We start from the raw sequence: 18,060 nt of genomic DNA on the forward strand, positions 1-18,060 counted from the left end.
ATTTGCTGGGTTTCGCGTTGCTTTACCCAGCCTACTGGCTAGAGCGAGCGGATGAGTCTGAGTAGACTTGTTTGGTTTCGTAATGTTAGCTAATGACAGCTTTAGCTACAAATTTCGAATTCCAGGTAAATCTTTAACTATTGAATTTGCGAACTGGTGTTATCGACTCTAACCCTTATCGCAGCCCATGAATCCTAGCAGTTTGATCACAATTTCAAAGTGGCTGTAGGGCGGATAAGCGTAGCGTCATCCGCCAAATCGGTTAAACTCTTTTCATGCCGAACTATAGACGCAATCGCATTCCTGGTGGCACCTATTTTTTCACCGTCAACCTGCTCGAACGGAAATCGACGCTGCTGATCGAGCATATTGCGGAGTTACGTGAAGCGGTGCGAGTGGTCCGGGAAAAGCAGCCATTTCACTTGTGCCCTTGGGTATATCGATGCTTAGGTGGTTTTGCCCGATCACATGCATGCAATCTGGACATTACCGGCTGGTGATGATCAATATTCCAACCGATGGCGGGCGATAAAAAAAGCCTTTTCGAAAGCGATACCTAAAACCGAATATCGCTCTGCAATCAGAATAAAACGCCACGAGCGAGGGTTATACCCAAAGGGCACAAGTGGCAACGTCGTTTTTGGGAGCACACTATTATCAATGATGCCGACTATGCGGTACATATGGATTACATCCATTACAATCCTGTGAAGCATAGCTGGGCAATCGCGGTTAAGGATTTACCCGAGGGCATAAAGGCCATATTCAAGTTTTCATCACTTAGTTAGAATGGGCGTTTATCCGTTAAATTGGGCGGGGTTGGGCTTGGCATTGTCGGAAGTTGGTGAGGCGGATAATTGACGGTTTTATCGGCGGATGACGCTTCGCTTATCCGCCCTACGGCCCTCACTACAATTGCGCCGATTACGGCTGGCGTTAAATCCAAAGAGAATCGAATGGATTTCATTGAAGAATTTGAAACATCAATAAAACTGTGGGGTGATGGAGATATTATTGAGTCTTTATCATCTTCTGAAGCAGATGATGTCTTTGAATTTGCTGAAACAATGGCTCTGATAACCAGATATCATTTTAATAAAAACCAACAGCCTAACGAAAACTTTTCATTTATTGCTAATTCTTCATTAAGTGGTGGCCGCCATCCTTGCTCATACCCAGAATGCAGATTAAGAAAACTCGATCAGCTCGTATCATTTGCATCGCTTTACGCAGATGAGGTTTATATTCAAAACCCTTTTGAACAAGTGATGCTTAAAAGTTCAGAAAATATAAACGAAGTATCCAGACAAGAGCTTACCCATGGCATCCTTAATTTCTTTCGCTTAAAGCCATTAATAGAAAAGGGAATCATTAAATATGCACAAAACACGGTATCCTTATGCCAGCACCATAAGGATACATTAGCAAACCCTATTTCAAAAAATATTGAGCAAAAAGAAGATAAGCTGTATGAGCTTCTTCATGAGTATTTAATTAATAAGTGTGCAATATATTTTGACATAGGAAAAGGCGCTGGTCCTTTTTTTAAAATAGAAGGCCCTAAAAGCCTAATTGATCATGGAGTTATGTATTTCCACCTATATGAGCCATTGCCAGATTTTGTCGAAAGCCTTAAGGCAAAGAAGTTGCCATATAAACTATCGCAAAAAGAGATTGCAGATTACAACATATTATCTTTAATTATTAGTCCAATCTTAAGAGACCTATCTAATCAAGAGTGGCATTCTGCTTTTCACGGAACATCCTACCTTTGTGACAACGAAGCCCAAATGAAAATAGCTTCGCAGCTAAATAACCCAGTTTATAAAGCTAACTCTTCTTCATTTGAAAAAGCAATGAAACACTACCTTCCAACTATTCATAGCAAAGACTATAACGCAATAGTTAAACTTCGAGAGCGCGAAAGTGAAGCATTTGCCGTTTACAGAGATAAAATCAATTCTATGATAAAGAAACAAAAAAACTGGAGTGAGGTAGAAGTCTCTGAGATGTTTCGAGATCAGGTGCTGCCTGAAATAAATATAATAGAAAAAAAAGTTAAAGATTGGAAATCTAAATCTAGAGAATCACTTAAAGAGAAAGTGATATTTGGTTCAGGTGCAATCTCTGTAGGTCTTTACGCTGGATTATTACCTCCAAACATTGGTCAAATCATAGCTGCAATCGGTGGAGGTACTGCTGTTGTTGGAGCCATGATGGATTACAACAAAACTCTGAAGGAGAAAGAAGAGGCTCGCTCAAATGATTTTTACTTTTTATGGCAAGCAAAACAATAATTTAACTGTAGAAGGGCATGCACTTGAGGTTGACGTGGCTATGAGTCCCAACCTTGCGCGAGAAGGCGTAGTTTGCCAAAGAGTGCAGGGTTATAGCTAGGCGTTTGCAGCGGCTTTTCGATGCTTACCTGCTATTCTCGCTCAATGATAACGATTGACAGCTCTTTGGCCGGAAATACTACCTGATTGTTCGGATTTTTTAGCAACTCAGAAAAAACGTTGCCGGCTGATAGTAGAGGAAGAATCATCAGGCAGCAAACAAAGTCCGCTTAATTCGTTAAGGCCTCAAGGCCATAAGGTGCGCTGACTATAGGGTGCTGCCGTTAGGCGCACCGTTCGCGATCGTTGCGCCTCGCATAGCTCGGCACAACCTATAAGGTGGTCGCACCAATTTGAGATTACCGCTAACGGCTATAGGTCATTCAACAGACCTTCGTCATAAAAACCATTCGTCCGCAACTTGCCGAAAATGCCACATGGTGGTGTTAGTTTTTCTTTTCTAACGGCTTAGAAAAACGTTGCTGGCTGATGAAAAAAGAAAAACCATCAGCCAGCAAACAAAGTGAGCTTAATTCGTTGAGGCTTTAATGCTTAGCAGGCTTTCCCGCCGCAAGCTCAAATATAATAATTTCCGCCTCGCCTTTGCCGACGTTTTCCACGGTCATTTCCGCGCCGGTTTCCCAGAACACTTCGCCTTGGCTATAGACTTTGGTTTGGCCGTCATCGACAACTTTCAGCTTCCCCATTACCACATATCTGGGGCCGGGCCCTTCGTGAGTATGCGTTGGGGTTTTATAGCCTTTGGGGAAGCGCACCCGCAGTACATGGCTCTCGACTTCTTTACTGGGTAAAGTCACCGGCTTGGTCATTAACAATTCCCGGGAGAATTTGCTGGCGGACTCGTCGGCTTGCACTAGCGGCGACAGGCACGTCAATAATCCCAACACAGAAAGTAAGTAGCAAACGCGGTTTGATTGTTTCATAAGGGTGGCCTCAAAGCTAAGGGATGGGTGATAGGTAACGAGTATACAAAAACGCTAGTTACCGCGCCCGCTGAATTGGCGTGGCGGGCGCTAAGAAGCTAGTCTTCGGCTTGTACTTGCTTGGGCATTTCGCGGTTGATCAAGAAATACACCAAAGGAATCACCACCAACGAAAATAAGGTGGACGCAATAATCCCGAAGATGAAGCTCCAGGCCAGACCCGAAAAGATGGGATCGAGGACGATCATCACCGAGCCTAATACCGCCGAAGCCGCTGTCAAAAAGATCGGATTTAAACGAGTGGCGCCGGCTTCGATGATGGCGTCGGCCAAACTGATATCCGGATTACCGCGATAAATGTTCTCGATAAAATCGATCAAGATGATGGAGTTGCGCACCACGATGCCGGCCAAAGCAATCATGCCGATCATGGCCGTGGCGGTGAAATACACGGGATCCGCATATTGCCCGACATCGGACGCAAATAGGTTGATAAACCAAAAGCCCGGCATGATGCCGATCACCGTCAGGGGAATGGCAATCATCATGATCAGCGGCACACCCAAAGAGCCGGTCTGTCCCACCAACAGGATATAGATCATCACCATCGCCGCCGCGAATGCCAAGCCCAGGTCGCGGAATACATCGACAGTGATTTTCCATTCGCCCTCCCCGGCCATTTCCGCGCTGTAACCGGGCGGCAGTGGCTGTTGCTCCAAAGCGTCCTGCAAGTCCCACACCGCTTCCACCGGGCTGCGTCCGGCCATTTCAGCTAGCACATACGACACCTGGCGTAAGTTTTTGTGATAGATGGTTTGATCGGCTATTTCGTGGCTGAACCGCCCGATCTCGCTTAAGCGGATCAAATCGCCTTTCGCCGATTTCACCGACAGGTTTAATAAATCGGGTTCCGAGGAACGCGCCGCTCTGGGATATTGCAACGTGATCAGCAAGGGTTGCCGTTCGCTGGCGATATGCAAAGTACCGGCTACACCACCTTCTACCGCCAGTTTCAAACTGCTGGCCACCTGCTGATTAGTAATACCCAATAGCGCAGCTTTGTCCTGGTTCAACACAAATTGCCATTGGTCTTGCGGCGCTTGCACGTAATCGTCCACATCCACCACGCCCTCGGTCGTTTGCAAATGTTCACGGACCAGTTTGGACACGCTCACCAAATCCTGATAACCGGCTTCCGGCGGCCCGTAGATTTCCGCAACCACACTGGAAAGCACCGGCGGCCCCGGCGGCATTTCCACAATCTTTAGGTTGGCGCCGTATTTTTGGCCGATCCGTTCGATGTCGGGACGCATCCGCAAGGCAATCGCGTGGGATTGTTGCGCGCGGCGAGCTTTATCCACCAGAATGATGCGCAGGTCGCCGACATAGGCACCCTGGCGTAAATAGTAATGCCGCACCAAGCCATTAAAATCCATGGGCGATGCCAAACCGACATAGGTTTGATAACTACTAACTTCGTTTACCGTGGCCAGATATTGACCCAGGGCCGTGGCGACTTCATTGGTGGCTTCCAAGGACGAACCGCGCGGCATATCAATCACCAATTGCAGCTCGTTTTTATTATCAAACGGCAGCAATTTCAATGGCACCACTCGCGTCACCGCCATCAGCGTGGACAGTACAAATGCCACAAACACCGCCAGCAAAAACCACAAGGCTTTGGATTTGTGGCTCAGTAGCGGCCCCATGATGGCTTGATACAATTTGAAACCTCGGGATTCCTGTAGCCGAAATTCCGGTCCGTGATCTTTACCGTAATCGCCTTTCAATAATTTGTAGCTGGCCCAGGGCGTCACCGTGAAGGCGATCAGCAAGGACATTAACATGGCTATCGGCACGTTAAAGGCCATGGGTGCCATATACGGTCCCATCATCCCGGTTATAAAAAACATCGGTACGAAGGACATGATCACCGCGAAGGTTGCCAGGATGGTCGGTGGACGAATTTCGTCGACCGCTGTCAGCAAGGCTTGTAACGGTGGCTCTTTGCGCATTTTGTAGTGGCGATGAATGTTCTCAACATCGACAATCGGGTCATCGACCAGCAAACCCAAGGATAAAATCAGCGCAAACAGCGTTACGCGGTTGATGGTGTAACCAAAGATCAAATCGCACAGCAAAGTAATCGCAAACGTCATCGGCACCGCCAACGAGACGATCAGCGATTCCTTGAAACCCAGCGCCAGCGCCAATAGAACAATAATGGTCAGAATCGCGATGCTCAGATGCATCACTAACTCATTGACTTTGTGATCGGCGGTTTCGCCGTAGTTGCGGGTGACTGTCACCAGCACTCCATCCGGAATCAGCGTGCCGTGCAATTGTTCGGTCAGTTCCAACACCTGTTCGGCCACGCCGACGGCGTTGCTGCCGCGGCGTTTGGCGATGGCGATGGTAGCCATTTGCCGCTCTTCACCGACCATCGGTAGAGAACCGCCTTTGTGCCCTACCGTCTGCATTTGCTCCACACCGGGACCGAAGCCAATGCGGGTGTAATAGTCGGTGTCTTGCGGGCCATCGACTATCTGCGCCACATCGCGCAAATACACCAGACGGCCGGCGACGTTTTTCAAGACCGTCGCCCCGATCTGCTCCGGCGTTTCATAGTGCGGCCCGGCTTCCAGCAGGATTTCGCTGTTATTTTGATTCAAACGCCCAGCCGGCAGATTGACATTACTCTGCACCAAAGCTTGTTGTATTTGCGGCAGGCTGAGGCCGCTGCCTTGCAACTTGGCGGGATCGGGATATACCGAAATCTGGCGCGGCGCCGCGCCGATGACCCAACTTTTGCCGACGTCGTCGATGGCGCGCAACCGCTCGATCAGTTCCTCGGCGATGCGGCGCACCGCCATGATGTCTTCGTTCCCCTTAGGCATAGACAGGCTCAATAGCAAGATCGGCACGTCATCAATTTCCACCGGTTTGACTACCCAATCGCTGACACCGGGCGGGATGACGTCCAGATTGGCTTGCAGCTTATCGCGGGTTTTGATCAAACTGTCTTCGATACTCTCGCCCACCCGATAGCGCACCGTCACCAGCGACTCGCCGGGCCGGGAGGCCGAATAGACGTATTCCACCCCCTGGATCTGCTTTAGTAATACTTCCAGCGGCGTGGTCACGCGCTTTTCCACTTCTTCGCTGCTGGCTCCCGGATAATGCACGAACACATCCATCACCGGCACGATGATTTGCGGATCTTCCTCGCGTGGCGTCAAAGTCAGCGCCGCCGCTCCCGCCAAAAGGGAAATCAATAAAAACAGCAGCGATAAATGCGAGGTGGTGAATAAGCGGACGATGGCAACCGTTAGGCTGTCTTTTTTCGCTTCCGTGGTTTTGTTCAACTCGCTCATTGCCCCAACCCAGCGTTACTCAAGATAGTTTCGCCAGCGCGCAGTCCGGAGAGTATTTCGACCTGATCGCCATACTGCTTACCGGTGCGAATATGTCGGGTAAGCAGTCTTTGTCCGTCCAACACTTTGACGGCTTGCAACTGCCCGTAATGCAAAATAGCTGCTGACGGGATCATCACGGCCTGCTGCGCGCTGGCACAAGCCAGTTCCAGCCAGCCGAATTGGCCGTGTTGCAAACCAGGCATGTTGGGTAATTTAACTTTTACTGCCAGGGTGCGGGTTTGCGGATCGATTTCCGGCGCTATTTCATCGACCGTCGCCGCCAGCGTTTGCTGCGGCGTGTCGAAGCGCACTTTTACTTCCATGCCTAACTTAATGGCTGCGGCGCAGTGACTGGCAATCGATGCTTCCAGACGCAAGTCATCGGGTTTGTGCAAGGTGACAATGGCTTGATTGGGCAAGCCCATGTCGCCCGGCTCTTGCAAACGCTCGCCCACTACTCCGTCGAACGGTGCATAGAGTACGTTTTCACCGAGCATCACTTTGCTTTGTTGCGCGGAACTGGCCGCTTGATTGGCCGTGGCTCTGGCACTTTGCGCTTGCGCCAGCACTGCTTCATAATTTTGGCGGGTGGCCGCTTGCTTGTTAAAAAGGTCGATAATACGTTTTTCTTCGGCATTGGCCTGGGCCGCCTGGGCTTGGGCCGCCGCCTGCCCCGCGCTGGCAGCATTGTAAGCCGCCCGCAGATCGCGATCATCGAGACGGGCGATTACTTGGCCTTGTTTAACTTTGTCACCCGGATTGACGGCTATTTCCAGAATGCGCGCATTTAATTTTGGGGCAATTTTGGCGGCCAAGCGGGATTTGACAACGCCCTGCCAAGACAAATTGTTCTCCGCAGTCTGTGTGCCTACTTTTAAGGTTTGTGCACCGGCGGGTAAGCTGCTCTCAGGCAGATCCGTGTTACCGGGTTCGGTCTTTTCCCCGCCGCCCAAGATACCCAGGGCAAATAAAATCACCAGCAACAACGCCGTGATCGCTGCCGCAGGAATAAGCCATCTCGGCAAATTTGATTCAGAAAAATGTTCGGTCATCATGACTCCTTTATTGCCAGTAACCGGTGGCTTGTTTCAGTTCCGCTTCGGCCCGCAAGGCATCGAAACGTGCGGTGATTTGTCGGGTATACGCCTTGTCGCGCGCTACTTCGGCTTCGATGTAGCGAGTCACGGTTACCACCCCGGCTTGGCGCTGCTCATTGACTAAACGCAGCGCTTCTTCCGCAGCCTTAACCGCCACAGCGCTAACTTCGGCGCGACTCAGAGCGTCCTGTAGTTTGACTTGCGCCGATTTCAGCTGATGTTCAATGCGTAACCGGGTCTGCCTGGCAGCCTCTTGCGCGGCGGTTAATTCGTGCTCCGCTTTCTTGATTTTTTCTTGTGTCGCAAAGCCGGAAAACACATCCACTTCCACCATCACGCCGGCGGTGACGTTATCGCGATTGCTGCTGAAGGCCAGATCTTTGCTGTCAGAACCATAGCTGACAAAGGCGTCGGCGCGGGGTAAGTGGGCGGCTTGCGCGACATCAAGCTGACGTTCGGCCATCGCCACGCGCTTCTGGGCAGCTTGTAGTTCAGGATGACTGCTGAGCGCCTGATTCAGTAATTCGTCGAACACCGCCGGACTAGCGGGTAACGCGGCTTGTTGAGTTGAATTAATAACAAAGGGTTCGTTAGCGGGCAAACCCAACAAGGTTTTCAACATACTCTGCGCCAACTCAATAGCATTAGCGGCTTGGATTTCCGCATCCTTGGCTTCCGCTAACTGCACTTCCAAGGACAGTACGTCGGACTTCAATACGGTGCCGGCATCGAAGCGAATCCGCGACTGATCCAGCTCGCTTTGCACTGCTGTGATGGAGCGCCGACTAATCTCATGCGCTTCCATTGCCGCCAACTCCCCGTAATAGGCCGCGGTGACGTTATTCACCAACTGATTGCGGGTCGCGGCCTTTTCCAATTCCGAGGTTTCGATACCCAGTTCCGCCGCCTGTTTGCGGTAGTAATCCTGACCACCGCGAAACAACGAGTACGTCGCTGTCACTTGTGGCCGATAGTTATCCACGCCGCCGGGATGATTGAAGTCGTTGCCCGTAAAGCTGAGCCGGCGCTGGGCAATGATCATCGCAAAGGCCTGGGCCGGATTGTCGCTGTGTTGATAAGACAAGCTGGCTTTAATCTGCGGGTAAAAACTGGCCAAAGACTCACCCAATTGCGCATTGGCCTGCTCGATGCGAGCTTGCATGATGCCGAGCTCCGGATTATTTGCCAGGGCGGTGTCAATGGCCTGCTCTAGGCTGTACTGACTGGGTTCAGCGTCGGCGAAGGCCGTATCTATAACCAGCATCAGCACGAAGACCTGCCGCCAAAAAGTTCGATATGTCATTGAGTAATCTGCATTCAGTTAGGGCAAATTGGGGTGGTATGGAAGTTTGGACACGTCGTTCCATTGGTAGACCAACGAAACAACACTGTTTGTCATTCCATACCAGCGCTGCATAAACCAGTGTCAGCCTTTCAGACGCATAATGCCAAACATTTTTAAGGTCAATTTTTCGTAGTAAGGCTCGCTGATACCCTTGCGAACTTTGCGCATAAAGTATTTTTCATAACCAATTTTAGCTAAATGCACCCATTTACCGCTTGAAGCCCACTGCACGTTACGCGGCGGAATTTGCGGCATGGCCAGGAATGCCACGCCCGAATCGCCAAAGTCCGCCAAACAAAGTGCATTCCAGGTACCTTTTTCTTTAGGTTGCTTGCCATCCAGTTCCGCACGAATATTGTGCGCGGTAGCGGTGACCATCGACTCGATCATGTAACCGGTCTTGGGCGTGCCGGTCGGCACCGGGGTTTGCTCCAGCGGCGGAATAGCAATGCAAACACCAATGGAATATATATTTTTGAAGGTGGGGTTGCGTTGATTCTCGTCAACAATCACAAAACCGCGTGGATTAACGAGCTTGTCAATACCGGTCAAGGCATCGACACCTTTAAAGGCCGGCAGAATCATACTGTGCTTGAACGGCAACTCGTGTTTCTTTTTCTCCTGACCGTTTTCATCGACTTCGGTGACATACATCATGCCGGCTTCGATCTTGTCGATTTTGGCATTGCAGATCCAGTTAATGTGTTTACTGCGCATCTCGGCTTCTAACATGCCCTTGGTGTCGCCCACGCCGCCCAAGCCCAAATGGCCGACATAAGGCTCGGAGGTGACATATGTCATTTTCACTTTATCGCGGATTTTACGTTGACGCAGGTCGGTTTCGGCGATGAACATGTATTCGTAAGCCGGGCCGAAGCAAGACGCTCCTTGGGCGGCACCGACAATAATCGGACCCGGATCTTCGACAAACTTGTCCCAAAATTCACCGGATTCGCCGGCATGATCGACATGGCACACCGATTGGGTGTGGCCGTTGGGCCCCAAGCCCGGCACTTCGTCAAAGGCCAGTTTCGGACCGGTGGCGATCACTAAAAAATCGTAATCGACTTGCGAGCCATCGGCCAATTCCACTTGATTGTTTTCCGGGTGAAAACAGGTGACTTTTTGTTGGATAAAGCCGATCTTCTTTTTCTTGAACATGGGTGCCAATTCCACCTTGATGTCTTCCGGCTTGCGCCAGTTGACCGCTACCCAGGGATTGGAGGGCACAAAGTGAAAAGTCGGCGTATCGGCGATCACCACTACCTCGTCTTCCTTCCGAGCGTTTTCCTTCATTTCCAATGCCATCGGGATACCGCCGATGCCCGCACCTACGATTACGATTTTTGCCATGAGACTACTCCTAATTGAAAGATAATTATTTTTTTGCCGCTGTTATTGGCAGCTTTCTTTGATGCCCAATTTTTTAAGAATCATTTCCAGCGGGCAGAATCGGGTAAAACCGCTTTGAAACAAATTGGCCCCGACGAATGCGGTAAACCAAAGCCAATTGCCGGATTGAAACAACGGACTGCCTTCAACGCCCAGACTCAGCGACAGCAGCACAAATAAGCCGGCGACGATTCGGACAATACGGTCTGTAGTCATCACAATCTCTCCTTACTGCGTTGCGCCAGAGTCTCGCAAGATTGATCGATGCCGTGATGATCGATGTCACACACCGATTCCAGCCACATAGCGTTGATGATGGCAAAGGACGCCGCGAAACCGACGCCGAGTATCCAAGCGAAATACCACATGATGTGTCTCCTTAATAAAGTGTGTGGCTGTCTTTAAGAACAGCGGCTTCGGTGACGCTACCCCACATCACCCGGTACACAAAACGGGTGTAGAGCAGGACGATAGGCAGAAAGATGATGGTGATCCAAAACCCCAGCAACAAAGTGTTATGACTGGAAGTACCGTCCCACAAAGTCAGACTGGAACCGGGCGCGGTAGACGAGATCAGCAGGAAGGGAAACAAACCAAACCCGACCGTCAGCGCCACACCGGTGATGCCCAGGCTACTGAGTACAAATGCCCCCATCCTGGATTCACCCTTGCCTAACAACCAAGCCAGCGCTATACCCGCAAATGCGGTCAGCGGTGCCAGCCACATCCAGGGATAAGTCATGAAATGCTGCAACCAGTTTGCGCCATGAGCAATCACGGTTTTATGCAGCGGGTTGGATGGCGCGTCGGTAGCCGCCATTTGGGTAATTTCCGGACGATCAATACCAACAAAGACCCAAAGTGTTACCGCTGTTAACGCGACTAATAACATAGGCCCCAAGGCTTTGACCGTGTTCACGGCGCGGTCGTGAATCACGCTCTCACTACGCCACTTCAGAAACAATGCGCCATGAAAGGTCGTGAGCAACAGCCCGGTCACGCCGCATAACAAGGCAAACGGACTCAGCAACCCCCAAAACGAACCGTCGTAAAACGAGCGCAGATCTTGGTCGAAATGAAATGGCAGGCCTAGAATCAAATTGCCTACTAATACGCCGAGCAGAACCGGCGGCAAGGTGCTGCCGATGAACAGGCTCCAATCCCAACTGTTGCGCCAGCGCGGATCTTCGATCTTGCTACGGTAATCGAACGCGGCCGGACGAAAGAACAAGGAAAACAACACCAATAGCATCGCCACGTATAACCCGGAGAACAACGTGGCATACACTGCCGGCCAAATCGCAAATATCGCACCGCCCAACAGCACCAGCCAAACCTGATTACCTTCCCATGTGGCGCCGACGGTGTTGATAATCACCCTGCGCTCCACGTCGGATTTACCGATAAAAGGCAGCAAGGTGCCAACTCCGAAATCAAAGCCTTCGGTCAATGCGAACGCAATGCCGACGACACCGATAAAAACCCACCAAATCAGGCGGATGGTTTCATAATCAAACATAATGAACTCCTGTTGACGAATGGATTAGGCAGGTTGGGGTTCGAAGCAATAACGCCCGGTATGCAAACTGCTGGGCCCGAGGCGGACATACTTCAACATCAGATACATCTCGATGATCAGCAATATCGTATAGAACAAAGCAAAGCCGCCGATACTGAACCAGAGCTGCCCGGCGCTGAGGCTGGATACGCTCATGTGGGTGGGCAATACACCGGAGATGGTCCAGGGTTGGCGACCGACTTCGGCGACGAACCAACCGGTCTCGGCGGCGATCCAGGGTAAGGGGATGCACCAGACCGCCATGCGCAACAGCCAACGTTTCTGGTCGGCAACCCGGGTGGCGCAGTAGTAAAACGTCATCGCAAAGATGAACAGCATGATAAAACCGCAGGCCACCATGATGCGGAAGGTCCAGAATAGCGGCGCTACTTTGGGAATGGTGTCGTTGGCGGCTTTTTGGATGGTCGCTGCGTCGGCATCGATTACCTTGTCAGTGTATTTTTTCAGCAATAAGCCGTAGCCCAGGTCGGCTTTGTGGTCGGCAAAGTGCTGTTTGACGCTGGGACTGTTGTCGCCGGCGCGCAGCTTTTGCAGATTGTCGTAAGCCACCATGCCGCTTTCGACACGCAGTACACTATCTTCGCGCAAATCTTTAAGACCTTTGACCTCCTCGTTGATGGAGCGGGTAGCGATCAGGCCCAGCACGTAAGGGACTTTAAGCGCCATATCGGTTTTCTGATTGTCTTGATCGGGCAAACCAAACACGGTAAAACCTGCGGGGGCCGGGTGGGTATCCCATTCTGCTTCAATAGCTGCCAACTTCATTTTTTGGGTTTCGCCGGAGGTGTAGCCGCTTTCATCGCCCAAGACGATGACCGATAAGATAGAGGCCAAACCAAAGGCTGAGGCAATTGAGAAAGATCGTCTGGCAAAACCGATATCGCGTTTGTTCAGCAAGTACCAGGAACTAATCCCCAGCACAAACATGGAACCCGTGACATAGCCCGCCGCGACCGTATGCACGAACTTGACCTGAGCGACCGGGTTGAAGAACACGTCAGCAAAGCTGGTCATCTCCATACGCAGGGTTTCGTAGTTAAACTCAGCACCCACCGGATGCTGCATCCAACCGTTGGCAATCAGAATCCATAATGCCGATAAGCTGGTTCCAACCGCTAGCAACCAAGTCACAGTGAGATGCTGGACTTTGCTGAGTCTATCCCAACCGAAAAAGAACAAACCTACAAAGGTCGATTCCAGGAAGAACGCCATCCAGCCTTCCGCAGCCAACAAAGGCCCAAAAATGTCGCCGACGTAATGCGAGTAGTAAGCCCAGTTGGTGCCGAACTGAAACTCTAGCGTCAAACCGGTGGTGACGCCCATGGCAAAGTTGATGCCAAACAACTTGCCCCAAAACTTGACCATATCCTTGTACACCTCTTTACCGGTCATTACGTAGACCGACTCCATGATGCCGAGGATAAAGGTCATGCCCAGGGTCAAGGGCACAAAGAGGAAATGATACAGCGCGGTTAGCCCGAACTGCATGCGTGACAGCATGACTATATCGTCACCGAACATGGCGAGACTCCTGGGTGGGTTGTGAAGAAAAATCAGTATTTATGTGGACTGGCGCGGCAGGCAAGGCAAAGTGCGCGGCGATGTCAGGTTTAATTGCGGGGCGCTCTTGCCAGCGGAAGATCAGAAACCACAGGCCGGTGAGCAGGATGACTTTTATCAGCAGTGCTACGGCTATTTCCCAGCGCAGCAAGCTGGATTTCGGTAAAGCCGAATGGGCGGTATCTTTCATAGCCGCCTCCTGATTTATTGGCCGGCCCCTTAAATTCACAGGAGTCGTCATTCCAGCGCTCGAGGTATCAGTTTCTGAGAATTGACCGAAAAACATACGCGGCTCACAAATATAATTAATCAATAATATTTTTATATCAATTTGCGTGCCAAGCGTAATTTCTCCCATTAATCAAGGTAGATAAGAGCCGATCACTATCGACAGGCGCAAAAAGATGTTTCACAATGAAACATTGAAACACTATTTAGGAAATTGAAACGAAAATGAAACGTGGCGCGCCGATTCTGCAACAGCCTCCCGCTTATTTAACCCGACTCCCTAAATGCCGCCGCCCCCAGGTGCGCCGGAGTCTGCCGGGTTTAAAGGGATTCAGGCCGTCGCGGGAACGACGAATCCAGGAAATTTAGCGGTTATCAAGCCGGCCCTATTTGTCACTGCTATTCCGTTCGGGCTGAGCCCATCGAAGCCCAAGCGGGTGCTCCCTTCGATACGGCAAAGAGTACTTACGGGCCGGCTTGATAATCTGTGACTGGCAATTCGGTAATTCTTCTATCACCGAACCAAAAGTTTATAGGTTTGCTCTACCATTTTAGTTAAGCCGCGCTCTTTAAAATGCAGCTCGGTCGCCAAGGCATCGTCGCTGGTCAGCAATTCCACTTCACACCAGTGGCTATATAAACGCTCAACTTCGTCGGCTTGCACGCTAAACGGCGGTCCCGGCATTTCGTGCTGGGGATAATCGAACGCTATCAGCAACATTTGCACGTTGGTCGGCAACAGCGAGGACAGTTTCATGACGTAATCGATGCGCATATCCGGCGGCAAGGCCACCAGCGCCGCCCTATCGTAAACCGCGTCAAACTCGCCGACGTCGGCAGTTTGCAATGCAAAAAAATCTCCGCAGAAAATCTGCAAACCGTCCACCTCGCTGACCCAAAAATCGCCTTGGCGCCGCACGGTCGGTTGCAAATTGTTATCGGCGAAAAACGACTCGACAGCCAGCGGACTTAATTCCACACCCACCACCTGATAACCCATGGCTAATAGCCAAAGTAAGTCCTTACTCTTCCCGCACAGCGGTACAAACACCCGCGCTTTTTCTGGGATAGACAAGCGCGGCCAATGCGTTTGAAGAATGGGGTTGAACTCATGCTTATGAAAACCGATTTGGTTCTGCTGCCAACGCTGATGCCAGAAATCATGATCCATAGCCTGCCCTCTCATTTGATTTTGCACGAATAGCCATTCTATTTGACTTGCCGGTTTGCTGCTCGGCATTATTAGTAGCGAAAAAGCGTATTTTTCGGCAATGGCGAAGCTGATAGCAATCAGCCCTTCATGTCCGCTGGCGCTGCTTGTCGATACTGAGTTTCGTATAGCGTTTCACCGGTTAAAAAGCCACCTTGACCCGCCAATACCTTGGTCGCCAGCCATTCGGATTTATTCGTGGACGTTATTAACTCGCCCTTAATAACTATAAGCCGACGCAAGAACCCATGGACGTAGATCTAACAAATCGTGATACATTTCGATGCGTCGCGCGGTCAGGCGAACCGGAGCCGTTGCGAACGTTTCTTCTGCATTGGCAGGATAAGAAAAACCGGTTCAGCACACGCTGCCGAGCAAGTCATGCCGGCTTAACTCAGCAGTAGACAATTTTTAACCCATCACAAGGAATTTTTATGGAACGTCGCGATTTTATTCGATTGAGTGCCGCCGGTGCGGCGATTAGCGCCATTGCGCCAAGCCTGGCCCAAGCCGCGGAAGCCGGTAAACAACCTACACCGCCGGGCGATGTGTTTTACACCAAGGATGCGCAAGGCCGCTGGGCCGGCAAAGCCGCGACGCACCTGCCGGTAATTGAAGTCGTTAAAGCCGACGGCAAAGCCACCGTCAAAATCACGACGCCGCACGAAATGAAAGGCTATGAACATTACATTATCAAACATGTACTGCTGGATAAAGACTACAAATTCCTGAACGAGCGGATGTTTGATCCCAGCAAAGATCCGGCAGCCATTTCCGAATTCAGTCTGGCGGGATACTCAGGCACGGTCTACGCATTAAGCCAGTGCAACAAGCACGATCTTTGGTTGAGCAGCGCCGAAGTCTAAAAAGTTCACCAGCGATGACAGGGAAGTTATCGCGAATTTCCGGCTGATAGCACTATTTGCCTATCCTATTCACTAAGCGGTTGTCATCTGCAAATTGGGACGATTAAATATCCGCTAATTTAATCGCCTTCAAAAAACCATGCGCCCCGATCAGGCCATCAACCTCAACCCTATCGCCGATTTCCTGCACGCGCCGGTAGCCATCGATGTAGCCGGCGCCAGCCCGAGCAATCGCCCCTTGCTGACTCGCGGATTAGGCTGCCGGGTTTTGGATGAAGGCCGGCAATTATGCGTTTTCGTGTCGCAGCCTAGGTCCAAGGCTTTACTTGATACGTTGCAAATTGGCTCGCGGATCGCGGCGGTATTTTGTTTACCGTCCACCGAACAAGCGATCCAAATTAAAGGTTTAATTACCGACATCAGACCTTTGACCGCCGCGGAACAAGAAACGCTATCCGCCTGCCAACACGGCTTTGCCGCCGCAATAGCCGGGCTGGGTTATAGCGCCGAATTCAGCGCCAATTATCGATATGCCGCGGACTGCGTGTCCTTAATCATCACGCCCCACGACATTTACGAACAAACGCCTGGCCCGTTAGCCGGCAGCCGCCTGATTCGACCCGTTTCATGAGCCCGACGCTAGAAGCATTACGCCCTTGTTTTGATGGCGCGATACCGGCGGCGCTGGCCACTTGCGCGACTGACGGCACCCCCAACGTGGCATATTTGTCTCAAGTGCAATATGTCGATGCCACGCATCTGGCGCTGACTTTTCAATTTTTTAATAAAACCCGCGCCAACATCCTGGCAAATCCCCATGCCAGCTTGTGCGTGACCGATCCATTCACGGCTACCAGTTACCGGCTGGCAATCCGGTATTTACGCACCGAAACAGCCGGCCCCTTGTTCGAAGTCATGCGCGCGAAGCTATCGGGTATCGCCGCACACACCGGGATGACCGACGTGTTTCGCTTACTGGGCGCGGATGTTTATCAGGTATTGGACATAGAAACGCTGGTCGGGCCGACGCCGCTACCGGCACTGCCCAGGCCCAAACTGGTGCCGTTATTACGCCGAGCGACCGCGCAACTCAATCGCTGTGTCGATCTGGACAGCCTACTCGGCGCGACGCTAAACACGCTGACCGAGGATTTCGGGATCGCTCACGTGATGCTATTGCTGCACGACGAATCCCGCGCCTGTCTGTATACCGTCGCCAGCAGCGGTTACGACGTCGCCGGGATAGGTTCGGAAATTGCGCTGGGCCACGGCGTGATCGGCATTGCCGCTCGCGAGCGCACTGCGATCCGGATCGCCCACATGACTCAGGAATACGGCTACGGCAAGGCGGTGCGCGAACAAATGGAGCGTATCGGCCTAACCGGCCAGCTGGAAACGGCCATCCCGATGCCGGGCATCGCTGAAAGCCGCAGCCAAATGGCGATTCCAGTGCTTTGGGCTCAACGGCTGTTGGGGGTAATTTATGTCGAAAGCCCTGAAGACCTGGCTTTTGGCTATGACGAGGAAGATGCGCTGACAGTACTGGCCGACCATTTGGCCGCGTCGATGCAAGTACTCGCGGGCGCAGAGTCATGCCTTGATGCGGATGTAGCTATCGACTCGCCGCCACCTCCGGTGCCGCAAGACTCGCTATTGCAAGTTCGCCATTTTCCGCGCGATCACAGCGTGTTTGTGGACGATTTATATCTGATCAAAGGCGTGGCCGGCGCGATTCTGTGGCACTTGCTGCGGTGTCATCAAGAAACCGGCCGCAGCCAATTCAGCAACCGGGAGTTGCGTTTACAAGCTGAGTTGGGCTTGCCTGAGATCGCGGATAATCTGGAGACCCGCTTAGTGTTGTTAAAACGCCGATTGGATGAACGCCAATGCGGTATTCGCCTGAAAAAGACCGGGCGCGGGCAGTTCGGTCTCCAAGTGGATAATCGCTTGTCCTTAGATGACGCCAGTTAATTGCTTTGCGCCCAGCCGCCGTAAAATAGCTACCCCGGCATTAGCAAATTAGTGATTTTTTAAGATTTCATGCCGGTTTTCTTAACAGTGTTCGGCCGGTTTTCTAGCTAAACTGG

At 51.4% G+C, this 18,060-nt stretch carries 15 protein-coding genes and 1 pseudogene; 5 read left to right on the forward strand and 11 right to left on the reverse strand.

Features of this window, described 5'->3' with window-relative positions; all coding sequences use genetic code 11:
• Positions 1–275 precede the first annotated feature (275 nt).
• A pseudogene (locus ACR64Q_RS10825) lies at positions 276–861 on the forward strand (REP-associated tyrosine transposase).
• The gene (locus tag ACR64Q_RS10830; protein ID WP_313734672.1) at positions 858–2,297 is read left to right on the forward strand and encodes a hypothetical protein; all 1,440 of its coding nucleotides are present in this window, start codon (positions 858–860) and stop codon (positions 2,295–2,297) included. The pseudogene ACR64Q_RS10825 and the gene ACR64Q_RS10830 overlap by 4 nt, the downstream one beginning before the upstream one ends.
• Before the next feature lie 584 nt (positions 2,298–2,881).
• Here ACR64Q_RS10830 and ACR64Q_RS10835 read toward each other — a convergent pair.
• The 11 genes from ACR64Q_RS10835 to ACR64Q_RS10885 all read right to left on the reverse strand — a co-directional run bounded on the left by ACR64Q_RS10835 (position 2,882) and on the right by ACR64Q_RS10885 (position 15,068).
• Entirely contained in the window at positions 2,882–3,280 is a 399-nt protein-coding gene (locus tag ACR64Q_RS10835) for a cupin domain-containing protein (protein WP_313734674.1), read from the reverse strand.
• Positions 3,281–3,378: 98 nt separating this feature from the next.
• On the reverse strand, positions 3,379–6,654 hold the full coding sequence (locus ACR64Q_RS10840) for an efflux RND transporter permease subunit (RefSeq protein ID WP_313734675.1): 3,276 nt from the start codon (positions 6,652–6,654) through the stop codon (positions 3,379–3,381).
• Positions 6,651–7,751 carry an efflux RND transporter periplasmic adaptor subunit gene (locus ACR64Q_RS10845; protein WP_313734677.1) on the reverse strand — a complete coding sequence of 367 codons (1,101 nt, stop codon included), beginning with the start codon at positions 7,749–7,751 and terminating at the stop codon, positions 6,651–6,653. Before ACR64Q_RS10845 ends, ACR64Q_RS10840 begins: the two co-directional genes overlap by 4 nt.
• 7 nt (positions 7,752–7,758) lie before the next feature.
• Complete coding sequence (locus ACR64Q_RS10850) at positions 7,759–9,096, reverse strand: TolC family protein (protein ID WP_313734678.1); 1,338 nt, start codon at positions 9,094–9,096, stop codon at positions 7,759–7,761.
• A gap of 123 nt (positions 9,097–9,219) precedes the next feature.
• A complete protein-coding gene (locus ACR64Q_RS10855; RefSeq protein ID WP_313734679.1) occupies positions 9,220–10,491 on the reverse strand; it encodes an NAD(P)/FAD-dependent oxidoreductase in 1,272 nt (423 codons plus the stop codon).
• A gap of 42 nt (positions 10,492–10,533) precedes the next feature.
• Positions 10,534–10,746 carry a YgaP family membrane protein gene (locus tag ACR64Q_RS10860; RefSeq protein WP_313734680.1) on the reverse strand — a complete coding sequence of 71 codons (213 nt, stop codon included), beginning with the start codon at positions 10,744–10,746 and terminating at the stop codon, positions 10,534–10,536.
• The gene (gene cydX, locus ACR64Q_RS10865; RefSeq protein ID WP_313734682.1) at positions 10,746–10,898 is read right to left on the reverse strand and encodes a cytochrome bd-I oxidase subunit CydX; all 153 of its coding nucleotides are present in this window, start codon (positions 10,896–10,898) and stop codon (positions 10,746–10,748) included. The genes ACR64Q_RS10860 and cydX overlap by 1 nt, the downstream gene beginning before the upstream one ends.
• Before the next feature lie 11 nt (positions 10,899–10,909).
• Positions 10,910–12,049 carry a cytochrome d ubiquinol oxidase subunit II gene (gene cydB, locus ACR64Q_RS10870; protein ID WP_313734683.1) on the reverse strand — a complete coding sequence of 380 codons (1,140 nt, stop codon included), beginning with the start codon at positions 12,047–12,049 and terminating at the stop codon, positions 10,910–10,912.
• A 24-nt stretch (positions 12,050–12,073) separates the two neighbouring features.
• The gene (locus ACR64Q_RS10875) at positions 12,074–13,630 is read right to left on the reverse strand and encodes a cytochrome ubiquinol oxidase subunit I (protein ID WP_313734685.1); all 1,557 of its coding nucleotides are present in this window, start codon (positions 13,628–13,630) and stop codon (positions 12,074–12,076) included.
• Entirely contained in the window at positions 13,620–13,859 is a 240-nt protein-coding gene (cydP, locus tag ACR64Q_RS10880) for a cytochrome oxidase putative small subunit CydP (RefSeq protein ID WP_313734686.1), read from the reverse strand. The genes ACR64Q_RS10875 and cydP overlap by 11 nt, the downstream gene beginning before the upstream one ends.
• Positions 13,860–14,411: 552 nt before the next feature.
• On the reverse strand, positions 14,412–15,068 hold the full coding sequence (locus ACR64Q_RS10885; protein WP_026146760.1) for a thiopurine S-methyltransferase: 657 nt from the start codon (positions 15,066–15,068) through the stop codon (positions 14,412–14,414).
• Between the two features lie 473 nt (positions 15,069–15,541).
• Here ACR64Q_RS10885 and ACR64Q_RS10890 point away from each other — a divergent pair, with 473 nt between their 5' ends.
• From ACR64Q_RS10890 to ACR64Q_RS10900, 3 genes are all read left to right on the forward strand, one after another.
• Positions 15,542–15,973, forward strand: coding sequence for a desulfoferrodoxin family protein (locus ACR64Q_RS10890; RefSeq protein WP_026600872.1), 432 nt, complete (start codon positions 15,542–15,544; stop codon positions 15,971–15,973).
• A gap of 139 nt (positions 15,974–16,112) precedes the next feature.
• Entirely contained in the window at positions 16,113–16,604 is a 492-nt protein-coding gene (locus ACR64Q_RS10895) for a hypothetical protein (protein WP_313734689.1), read from the forward strand.
• A complete protein-coding gene (locus ACR64Q_RS10900; RefSeq protein ID WP_313734691.1) occupies positions 16,601–17,944 on the forward strand; it encodes a GAF domain-containing protein in 1,344 nt (447 codons plus the stop codon). The genes ACR64Q_RS10895 and ACR64Q_RS10900 overlap by 4 nt, the downstream gene beginning before the upstream one ends.
• The last annotated feature ends 116 nt before the right edge of the window (positions 17,945–18,060 follow it).

The organism is Methylomonas sp. 2F7 (assembly GCF_057126975.1).